Source organism: Arthrobacter sp. SPT-J7, from assembly GCF_059089965.1.
The window spans coordinates 1-9,763 of the sequence record NZ_JBNHFF010000125.1 but is presented as its reverse complement, the minus strand read 5'-3'; the positions used below and the strand labels follow the sequence as shown (position 1 = coordinate 9,763).

At 65.6% G+C, this 9,763-nt stretch carries 9 protein-coding genes and 2 pseudogenes; 7 read left to right on the top strand and 4 right to left on the bottom strand.

Going from position 1 to position 9,763, the window contains the following annotated elements; translation table 11 throughout:
* The 4 genes and pseudogenes from AC5RWX_RS26360 to AC5RWX_RS26345 all read left to right on the top strand — a co-directional run.
* Window positions 1-555 (top strand): annotated as a pseudogene (locus tag AC5RWX_RS26360) (Gfo/Idh/MocA family protein); the annotation flags it as partial.
* Window positions 552-1,739, top strand: coding sequence for a Gfo/Idh/MocA family protein (locus AC5RWX_RS26355; RefSeq protein WP_494099229.1), 1,188 nt, complete (start codon window positions 552-554; stop codon window positions 1,737-1,739). The pseudogene AC5RWX_RS26360 and the gene AC5RWX_RS26355, both read left to right, overlap by 4 nt.
* 1 nt (window position 1,740) lies before the next feature.
* Window positions 1,741-2,736 carry a sugar phosphate isomerase/epimerase family protein gene (locus AC5RWX_RS26350; RefSeq protein ID WP_494099228.1) on the top strand — a complete coding sequence of 332 codons (996 nt, stop codon included), beginning with the start codon at window positions 1,741-1,743 and terminating at the stop codon, window positions 2,734-2,736.
* Window positions 2,737-2,761: 25 nt separating this feature from the next.
* Window positions 2,762-3,295 (top strand): GNAT family N-acetyltransferase, encoded by a 534-nt coding sequence (locus AC5RWX_RS26345; RefSeq protein ID WP_494099227.1) that lies wholly within the window; start codon window positions 2,762-2,764, stop codon window positions 3,293-3,295.
* A 30-nt stretch (window positions 3,296-3,325) separates the two neighbouring features.
* Here AC5RWX_RS26345 and AC5RWX_RS26340 read toward each other — a convergent pair whose 3' ends face one another.
* Both AC5RWX_RS26340 and AC5RWX_RS26335 read right to left on the bottom strand, forming a co-directional pair.
* Window positions 3,326-5,473: an amylo-alpha-1,6-glucosidase gene (locus tag AC5RWX_RS26340; RefSeq protein WP_494099226.1), complete on the bottom strand. Its 2,148-nt coding sequence runs from the start codon at window positions 5,471-5,473 to the stop codon at window positions 3,326-3,328.
* Between the two features lie 26 nt (window positions 5,474-5,499).
* Window positions 5,500-6,591: a glycosyltransferase family 4 protein gene (locus tag AC5RWX_RS26335; RefSeq protein ID WP_494099225.1), complete on the bottom strand. Its 1,092-nt coding sequence runs from the start codon at window positions 6,589-6,591 to the stop codon at window positions 5,500-5,502.
* Window positions 6,592-6,817: 226 nt separating this feature from the next.
* Here AC5RWX_RS26335 and AC5RWX_RS26330 point away from each other — a divergent pair, with 226 nt between their 5' ends.
* Both AC5RWX_RS26330 and AC5RWX_RS26325 read left to right on the top strand, forming a co-directional pair.
* A complete protein-coding gene (locus AC5RWX_RS26330; protein ID WP_494099224.1) occupies window positions 6,818-7,516 on the top strand; it encodes a DsbA family oxidoreductase in 699 nt (232 codons plus the stop codon).
* 45 nt (window positions 7,517-7,561) lie between these two features.
* Entirely contained in the window at window positions 7,562-8,212 is a 651-nt protein-coding gene (locus tag AC5RWX_RS26325) for a TetR/AcrR family transcriptional regulator (RefSeq protein WP_494099223.1), read from the top strand.
* A gap of 71 nt (window positions 8,213-8,283) precedes the next feature.
* Here the strand turns inward: AC5RWX_RS26325 and AC5RWX_RS26320 are convergent, their stop codons facing one another.
* Complete coding sequence (locus AC5RWX_RS26320; protein ID WP_494099222.1) at window positions 8,284-8,958, bottom strand: LytR C-terminal domain-containing protein; 675 nt, start codon at window positions 8,956-8,958, stop codon at window positions 8,284-8,286.
* Window positions 8,951-9,250, bottom strand: a complete 300-nt coding sequence (locus AC5RWX_RS26315; RefSeq protein ID WP_256249629.1) for a type II toxin-antitoxin system VapB family antitoxin — start codon at window positions 9,248-9,250, stop codon at window positions 8,951-8,953. Before AC5RWX_RS26315 ends, AC5RWX_RS26320 begins: the two co-directional genes overlap by 8 nt.
* A 162-nt stretch (window positions 9,251-9,412) precedes the next feature.
* Here AC5RWX_RS26315 and AC5RWX_RS26310 point away from each other — a divergent pair.
* Window positions 9,413-9,763: pseudogene (locus tag AC5RWX_RS26310) on the top strand (hypothetical protein); the annotation flags it as partial.

Below are 9,763 nucleotides of genomic sequence, written 5' to 3'. Positions count from 1 at the left end.
CTGGTCCAGGCCTTCGGCTCCATCCGCAGGGTGGCCGCCGTCGGCTCTAAAGCCAAAGAAGTCCGCGTGATCGCTTCCGGGCCCAATGCCGGCGAAGAATTCACGGTGGAGGTCCCCACCCACGTGTCGGCGATGGCACAGTTCGAAAGTGGCGCATCGTCCCACAGCGTGTTCTCCTTCGAGTCACCGCGGGTCCGGATGGGCTTCGTGGAGATCACCGGCACCGAGGCCACCCTTTCCCTGCCGGACCCGAACTATTTCGACGGCGACATCAAGCTGTGGCGCGCCGGAGACGACGACTGGACCACCATCCCGTCCACCGGCCCGGCTAACGGCCGCGGCATGGGCGTCCTGGACATGGCGCGGTCCCTTCGTGCCGGTGTCCCCCACCGCGCCACGGGAGATCTGGCCTACCACGTCCTGGATTCCATGGTTTCCATCTCCGAGTCCATGGAATCCGGCACTTTTGTTGACGTCGAAAGCTTTGCGCCGGCGTCGGCTCCCCTTCCCGAGGACTGGGCCCCGGAAACGTTGACCCTTGGGGGCACCGCATGAGCCGGGAACCAGGTACCAAGGGCACGCTGGGCGTAGCAATGATTGGTTACGCCTTTATGGGCAAGGCTCATTCCAACGCCTGGCGGAACGTGGCAAGTTACTTCGACGTCCCCGCCGTTGAGCAGAAGCTGCTCGTGGGCCGGGACGCCGCCGCCGTCTCGGTAGCCGCCGCCAAGTACGGGTGGAGCGAAACGGCCACCGACTGGCGCTCCGTGCTGGACCGGGATGACATCCACATCGTTGATATCTGTGCGCCGGGCTGGATGCACGCGGAGATCGCCATCGCCGCCCTCGAGGCAGGCAAGCACGTGCTGCTGGAGAAGCCGCTGGCCAATACCCTGTCCGAGGCTGAGGCCATCACCGCTGCAGCGGTGACAGCCAGGGGCAAGGGTGTCCAGTCGATGGTGGGGTTCAACTACCGCCGTGTTCCCGCCCTGGCCCTCGCGAAGGAGCTGATCGCGGACGGCCGAATCGGTACAGTCCGCCAGGTCCGCGCGGCCTACCTGCAGGACTGGCTCGCCGACGAGTCCGCCCCCATGACGTGGCGGCTGACGAAGGACACCGCAGGCTCCGGGGCGCTGGGGGACATTGCCTCCCACGCCATCGACCAGGTCCTTTTCCTGCTCGATGACCACGTCACGGAGGTCTCGGGCCGCCTGCGGACCTTCGTGGGCCGCCGGCCCGGCGCCGCGGGGCTTGAAGACGTGACTGTCGACGACGCCGCCTGGGCGACGCTGACCCTCGCTTCCGGGGTGGTCGCCTCAGTGGAGGCCTCCCGGGTGGCCACCGGCCGGAAGAACTCCCTGCAGCTGGAGGTGTACGGCGACAAGGGTGCGATCATCTTCGACCTGGAGAACCTCAACGAACTCCGGTTCCTTGACGCCACGGCGCCCGCCCGCGAGCAGGGCTTCCGCCGGATCCTGGTGAGCGAACCCGAGCACCCCTACCTGGACGCCTGGTGGCCGCAGGGCCACATCATCGGCTGGGAACACACCTTCACCCACGAAGTCCGCGACTTCCTGCTCGCGGTCGACGGCGGGACCGAACCTTCGCCGTCGTTCGAGGACGGGCTCGAAGTCCAGCGCATCCTGAACGCCGTGGAGGAGTCCGCTGCGGCAAAGAGTTCCACCATCCAGCTGCCCCCAGCCACCCGAGCTGCCGCAAGCACCACCAAAGGAGCCTGACATGTCCCGCCCCTACACGCTGTTCACCGGCCAGTGGGCCGACCTCCCCTTCGAGGAAGTCGCGCGACTGGCGTCCGGCTGGGGTTACGACGGCCTGGAGATCGCCGTTTCCGGCGACCACCTGGATGCGTGGCGCTGGAACGAACCCGGCTACGTCGATTCCAAGCTCGCCGTGCTGGAGAAGTACAACCTGAAGGTCTGGGCCATCTCCAACCATCTCAAGGGCCAGGCCGTTTGTGATGACCCCATCGACTTCCGGCACGAAGCCATCGTCGGCGCGAAGGTCTGGGGCGACGGCGACCCCGAAGGCGTCCGCCAGCGCGCTGCCGAGGAAATGAAGCATACCGCCCGCCTCGCCAAGGCACTCGGCGTGGACACCGTCGTCGGTTTCACCGGTTCCTCCATCTGGCAGTACGTCGCCATGTTCCCGCCCGTCCCCGAAAAGGTCATCGATGCCGGCTACCAGGATTTCGCCGACCGCTGGAACCCCATCCTGGACGTCTTCGACGAATGCGGCGTCCGCTTCGCCCACGAAGTGCACCCCTCCGAGATCGCGTACGACTACTGGACTACCGTCCGCACCCTCGAAGCAATCGGCCACCGGCCCGCGTTCGGGCTGAACTGGGACCCGTCCCACATGATGTGGCAGGGCATTGACCCCGTCTCCTTCATCTGGGACTTCAAGGACCGGATCTACCACGTGGACTGCAAGGACACCAAGGTCCGCCAGACCGGACGGAACACCGTCATGGGCTCCCACCTCGCCTGGGGCGACCCCCGCCGGGGCTGGGACTTCGTCTCCGCCGGCCGCGGCGACGTCCCCTGGGAAGCCTCCTTCCGCGCCCTGACCGCGATCGGCTACGAGGGTCCCATCTCCGTCGAGTGGGAGGACGCCGGCATGGACCGCCTGCACGGAGCCCCCGAAGCCCTCGCCGCCCTCAAGAAGTTCGACTTCCCGCCGTCGAACACCTCCTTCGACGCCGCCTTCAAGCAGTAGGAAGGCAGGCACGTACAATCCCTGCATGACCTCAGCCATCCGAAAAGCAACAACGGAGGACGCCGGGGCGCTGGCCGCGCTGGCGGCCGTCACCTTTCCGCTGGCGTGCCCGCCGTCGTCGTCCCCCCGGGACATCGCAGAGCACCTTGCCAACACGCTCAGCGAACGGCACTTCCAGGCGTACCTCACCGACCCTGACATCACCATCCTGGTGCTCGATGCCGGCGGCGACCTGCGCGGTTACAGCCTGCTGGTGAACCGGCCGGCAGAGAACCATGACGTGGTTTCAGCGCTGAAGATCCTGCCGTCAGTGGAACTCAGCAAGTGCTACGTGCACCCGGAACACCACGGGCTCGGCGCCGCAGCGGAACTGATGCACGCCAGCTTGGTTGCGGCTGCGGAAGCTGGCGGGCGCGGCATCTGGCTGGGTGTCAACAGCCAGAACGCCAGGGCCATCCGCTTTTACGAAAAGTCCGGGTTCCACAAGGTGGGCACCAAATCGTTCCGGCTGGGCAGCACCGTAGAGCATGACTTCGTGCTGGAACGCGCAGTCCCCTGAGCGCCTCTTTCCAAACTGCCCGCTGTGGCATCATGTCTTCGCTGGAGGCCCCGGCGGGTAGGCCAAGGGCGGACGTGGTTCCGCCAGCAGCTTGAGTCCGGGCGGGAGCCCGTCAACGCTCCCGTGGGTCCCATGCGCCCTGATGGTGATCCGAGCGGAATTCATCAGGACGTTCTCGGCCTGGAAGTTGCCCATGCCCTCGGGCAGGATGGGCGCCAGGTGCACCACCCCGCGGGTGTGGACGGGATCGAAGCGGAGCAGCGCACGGATCAGTTGGATGGGTGCTGCCGCCGCCCAGGCCTGCGGCGAGCAGGCGGTGGGGTACGGCACAGGCCCGGGGAACTCGCCACGGTCGAAGCCGCAGAACAATTCGGGGAGTCGGCCGTCAAAATGTTCGGCTGCGTCGAAAAGGGCAGTGGCTACCCGCCGGGCCTCCTCGACATACCCGTAGCGCATCAGGCCGGTAGCCACCAGGGCGGAGTCGTGCGGCCACACAGAACCGTTGTGGTAGCTCACAGGGTTGTAGGCCCCCATGTCCGAGGCCAGGGTGCGGATTCCCCAGCCAGTGAACATCTCGGGTGACATCAGGTGCTCCACCACGGACTGCGCCTTATCCTCGTCCACGATGCCCAGCCATAGGCAGTGGCCCATATTGGAGGTACAGGCGTCAACAGGGCGCTTGTCCTTGTCCAGGGCCACCGCGAAGTAGCCTTTCTCCGGCAGCCAGAACTTTTCGTTGAAAGCGGCCTTCAGCGCCGCGCCACGTTCCGCCCAATGCTGTTCCAACACTGTATCCCCGCTCCAACGGGCCAGCAGCGATCGGCCGATGTAGGCAGAGTAGACGTAAGCCTGGACTTCGCAGAGGGCTATGGGCGCCTCGGCGATGGTTCCGTCGGCGAAGTTGATGCCGTCCCAGGAGTCCTTCCACCCTTGGTTGATGAGCCCGTGCTCATTGGGCCGGAGGTACTCCACGAACCCATCACCGTCGCGGTCGCCGTAATGCTCGATCCACTCCAGGGCGCGGTCCGCATGGGGCAGCAACGATTCGATAATGTCCTCCGACAGCCCCCACCGGCTCAGTTCGCCCAGGAGCGCCGCGAAGAGCGGGGTGGCATCCGCCGTCCCGTAGTAGGCGGTGCCGCCCAAAGACCGGCCAGCCGTAATCCCAAACCGCACCTCATGCGGGATGCGGCCGGGTTCTTCCTCGGAGTCCGGGTCCACCTTGCTCCCTTGCAGGCCGGCCAGGGTCTGCAGGGTACCGGCCGCCAGGTTGGGGTCAACCATGAGGCTCATGTAGGAGGACAAGATGGAATCCCGTCCGAAGAGTGCCATGAACCACGGCGCGCCGGCCGCCACGGCTGCCCGTTCCGGGTGGTGCGGATCGAAAATCCGCAGCGAGCCCAGGTCGCTCTGACTCCGGTTCAGGGTGGCCTGCAGGCTGCTGTCCATAACGCTGACCCTGGGGACGTTCTGCTCCCAGTGGCGGTGCCTGCGGACCCCCTCCCTATGGTGCGGAAGCCCCTCTTCAGTGAAGGGATCCACGGGCGCCTGCCCGTTGATCAGTGGCACGACGATGACGCTGGTTGCCCACTTTCCGCGGGGCGGGACGGTGGCCCGGAAGCGGAGCCCGTCTGAACTGAGTGCTGCGCCGCGGGCACGGATGGCTGTTCCGCGCTGCTGCCCGTCGCGGGAGCTTTCGATGACAAGTTCGGCGCCGCGGACGGTGCGGACTGTTTCTGCCCTGGGGGCGTTCCGCCCGCCCTTGACGTCGAACAGGTCCGCCTGGTCCGCGTCCACCAGAAGCTCGATATCACAGTCCACCGGCTCGGCCGAGTAGTTCTGTAGCGTTATGTCATCCCGCAGGCCCGGGCCGATATGCCGGACCTGCCGGACCACAAGCGGGCTGTCGAACCGGCCGTCCGGCCATTTGGCCCGGCCCACAAACGTTGCCTCGAAGGGCTTGGGCCGCTGGGCCACCAGCGGCTCACGCAGGGAACCATTGATGCGAAGCACCCAGTGGGAAACGATGCGCGTGTCCTGGAAAAACGCGCCGTTGGTGCCGCCGTCGGAACTGATGTCCCCGCCCCCGGACGAAATGCAAAATGAGGACCCTTCAACCACCGTGACCGAACCCGATTCGGATGCGGCTGCCTCTGTATCGGCGTTCCATGCTGTCACAGAAGGGCTCCTTTACTGGGCGGAGATCATGCCGGGGATCGGTAAACCGTCCGCCCGTTAAGATTTTGGGGCACGCCACCGGTATCCGGAACCCCTTCGGGCTTTCTCCCTTCCAGCAGTTCGGTGTAAAGCTGCAGGTGCTCGTTCACCATCCGTTCCTCGCAGAACCGTTCCTCAGCAGCCCTGCGGCACGCCGTGCGGCTAAGGCTCCCCGCCAGCCCGACGAAGCCGGCGAGTTCCTCAAGCTCCCCAAGGTATCCGGTCCGTCCGTGCTCGACGATTTCAGGGGCGGAACCGGCGGGGGTACCGATCACGGGGGTGCCGGTGGCCAGGGCCTCGATCATGACCAGTCCAAAGGGCTCCGGCCACTGAATCGGGTTGAGGAACGCTACCGCTTCGCCCATCAACCGGTACTTACTGGCGTCGTCCATTTCCTCCACGACCTCGTCGTCAGGTCCCAGCATTGGTTGAACCACCTCGCGGAAAAAGCGGACCTCGTCCGGCTGGCGCATCTTGGCAGCTATCCGCAACGGCATGCCGGCCCGGTGGGCAATCAGAACAGCCTCCAGCAAACCCTTGTCCGGGCAGGCCCTCCCCACGAAGCACAGGTATCCTCCGCTGCCCGATCCCACCGGAACCGAAGAGACGACCATCCCATGATGGATCACCCGGGTGACCGGCACGTCCGGTGCGTGCGAACCCTGGTTGCGTGAGATGGCGATAACCGCCGCCTTCCGCGCAACGGCTTTGTAAATATCGGCCGCTTCAGCATCCAGCCGGCAGTGGATCGTTGTCACCAGGGGTACCCGCCCCGGCCGATGGAGGTACAAGGGACCGGCCAAGGTGTGGTCATGGATGATGTCTGTTTTTCCCAGGCCCTCGTACGCCCGCGCCACATGGCTCAGTTCGGAGAGCGACATGTTCAGCTCCTCCGGGACCGAGGGCCGCATAGCCGGAACCCTTGGCACAGGGCACGTACTGTCCGTGGGCGCCGCCAGAAGTACCTCGTGACCCGCGGCAGCGAAACCCCGTGCCAGGGTGTCCACCACCCTTTCAGTGCCCCCGTACGTTACGGGCGGAACCGGAATCCACGGTCCCGCTACCAGTCCAATCCGCATTCCTGGCCTCCAGGGAAACGACAGGCCGGGCTCCCCAGTAGTCGGGCAGTTCCATCCGCGGGACCTGGCCGGACCCGCGGTGTTGTGGACACAGCGAACACCCCGGGGCGTCCGGTGAACCCATATTCTGACTATTGCCCAGGATCACCCTGCGGACAAGACCCTGTGTGCGGTATCTAACAACTGTTTCCGGAATGGCGGCCCTGGGCCCACTGTTGGCGACAATATGAGGATTGAGATCTGGTCAGATGTTGCCTGCCCCTGGTGCTACATCGGCAAACGCCGCTTTGAGGCGGCCCTTGACACGTTCCCGCACAAGGAAGCGGTCAAAGTGGTCTGGCGCAGCTACCAGCTGGATCCCACCCTCCCCGAGCACTACGCCGGGACCGAACTGGACTACCTCAGCAGCCGCAAGGGCATGCCCCCGCAGCAGGTTGCGCAGATGTTTGACCACGTAACGCAGCAGGCCAAGGGTGAGGGCCTCCACTACCGGTTCGATTCGGTAGTTGTGGCTAACAGCTTCACCGCACACCGCCTGATCCATCTTGCGGCTGCCCACGGCAAACAGGACGAAGCCAAGGAGCGCCTGCTCAGCGACCACTTCGAACACGGCAAGGACATCGGCAGCCGGGAGTACCTGGCATCCGTGGCCCTGGACCTCGGCATCGACAAGGACGAGGTGGAGGAACTCTTCACCACGGACAAGTACGCCGAAGACGTCCGCTTCGATTTCGAGGAAGGCCGCGCCCTGGGCATCAGCGGAGTACCCTTCTTCGTCATTGACCGAAGATTCGGACTTTCCGGCGCCCAGCCCACCGAAACCTTCACCGCCGCGCTTATGCAGGCCTGGCAGGATGCCAATCCGCTGGTGCTGGTGAGCTCCAAGGACGGCGACGCCTGCGGCCCGGACGGCTGCTCCGTCTAGTAGGCAATCCGGCGGTTTGGTGACACTTCGCGGTAAAGTGTCTACATGCCAAGGATCTCAGCGGCCAGCAACGCCGAGCAGCGCGCGGAAACGCAACGCCGCATTCTCACCGCCTTCGGCGAGCTCCTTTTTTCCCACGGCCTTCCCGGGCTGACCATGACGGACGTGGCCCGACACGCAGGGGTGGGCCGGACCGCCGTCTACAACTACTACGCGGACATCGAAGAGCTCCTCATCTCCTACGCCCTCGAGGAGACCGAGAAGTTCCTCTCTGAGCTCCGCGAAGCACTCGGCCGCATGGAGAACCCGGTGGAACGGCTGGCACTCTACGTGCGCGCCCAGGTGGTGGACCTCAGCCGGCGCCACCTGCCGCCCGGACCGGCAATGGGAGCTGTGCTGTCGCCGTCGTCCTTCGCCAAACTCGCTGATCACGTGGGCGAGCTCAGCGTCCTCCTCCAGGGCATCCTGCGCGACGGGATGGAGCAGGGCTACCTGCCGGCGGCGGACATCGGCCAGCAGGCACAGCTGATCCTTGGCACGCTCTCCTCCAGCGCGGCCAGGGGCAGTGACGAGCCCGCGGAGCTGGAAGCCAGGGTGGCCAGGACGGTGCGCTTTATCCAGCTGGGCGCCGGCGCGAGGTTCGACGACGCCGGCCGCCCTGCCCGCCTGGCCCCGCTTCCCGCCGTGGCCAGCTGAACCTGCCACTTGTCGTCCCCCTCAGACCGGTCCAACAACCCGCTCTGATGGCGCAGCTGCCGCTGGTGGCGTCACGGCGTTGGCGCCGCTGACGGGACGACCGGCAACTTATCCTCATCCGCGATCCGTCGGCTTTCGCGGGGGCAGCTGAGGGTACCCGGCGTCTGGTCGACGAGCTCCGGCGGGGCCAGCGCAGCGTAGTCCTGGGCCAGGATCACGTCCACGCTGCCATCTGTCCTGCCGTCCTGAAAGTAATCCGAGCCCGGCAGGTTGCGCTGGACGCTGAACGCCGCTGACTGGCCGGCAGCCCCGGACACCACGGCGGCCACGCCCCGGTAGCTGGCCTCAACGTTGGACACCGCCCCCACAACGAACTTCCGGGCCAGGAACTCGTCCGCCACCGACCTTGCCAGGCCCGGCCTGCTCGTGGAGTTGTAGACGTTGAGGTTGATCTTGTCGTTGGGCGTGTAGTCGAAGGTTGCCGCAGGGCAGGTGGAAACAGTTTCCTCGGCGGGTTCGGCGGCGGGGATCGTCAGGCGCCCGTTGATGATGGCCAGCGCGGTCATAATCGCGGCAATGATCAGTCCGATGAGAACCACAAGTACCACCGCATGCAGCACACGGCGGCGCACCCGTGCCGTGTCGTCTGCGTCGCGGTCCGATTCGAGCGCGGCCCGCAATTCAGGGCCCGTGACGACGTGGTGGCCATGGAGGACGCTGGCGTCCTGCTGCTTCTTCCTAGCCATCTATGACCAGTACACGGGCATGGATCGCCGTCCGCTGGTGCAGGGCGGTCCGGACGGCGCGGTGCAGACCGTCCTCCAGGTAAAGGGTTCCCTGGTACTGCACCACGTGCGGAAAAAGGTCGCCGAAAAAGGTGGAATCCTCGGCCAGGAGCGCCTCCAGGTCCAAGGTGCGCTTGGTGGTCACCAGCTCGTCCAGCCTCACCGGGCGCGGGGGCAACGAAGCCCATTCCTTGGGAGTGTTGTAACCATGGTCAGGGTAAGGGCGGCCCTCGCCCACAGCTTTGAATATCACCATGCCACCCTAGGCATCCGGTGGTCCCAGCGAAAGTATCGAGCACGCCGTCGGGAAGGTTGTAGCCAAACAGTGACCAAGTGTCACATGCAGTAACCCTGTCAGGGGCTGCACCGTGACTTCGCAGTGCTGACATAACGGTGCTGCTGACAGAATGGAGCCATGACAGCATCCGAGTTCCTTGCCACCTCCACGTCAGGCGCACACCACCCGGCCGCTCCATCCCTCGCGCTGCTGCTGGACGTAGACGGGCCAATTGCAAGCCCCGTCACCCGGGATGTGAAACAGGACATCATCCACGATCTCGTGGCGCTGGCCTCCGCCGGCATCCCCGTCATTTTCAATACAGGCCGCTCGGATGCCTTCATCCGCGAGCAGGTCATGGAACCGATGATCGCTGCTGGCATCCCGGCCGGCACCATCATCCACGCCATCTGCGAAAAGGGCGCCGTCTGGTTCAGCTACACCTCCGCTGGCCCCGGCCCCATCCATGTGGACCGCGAACTGGCGGTG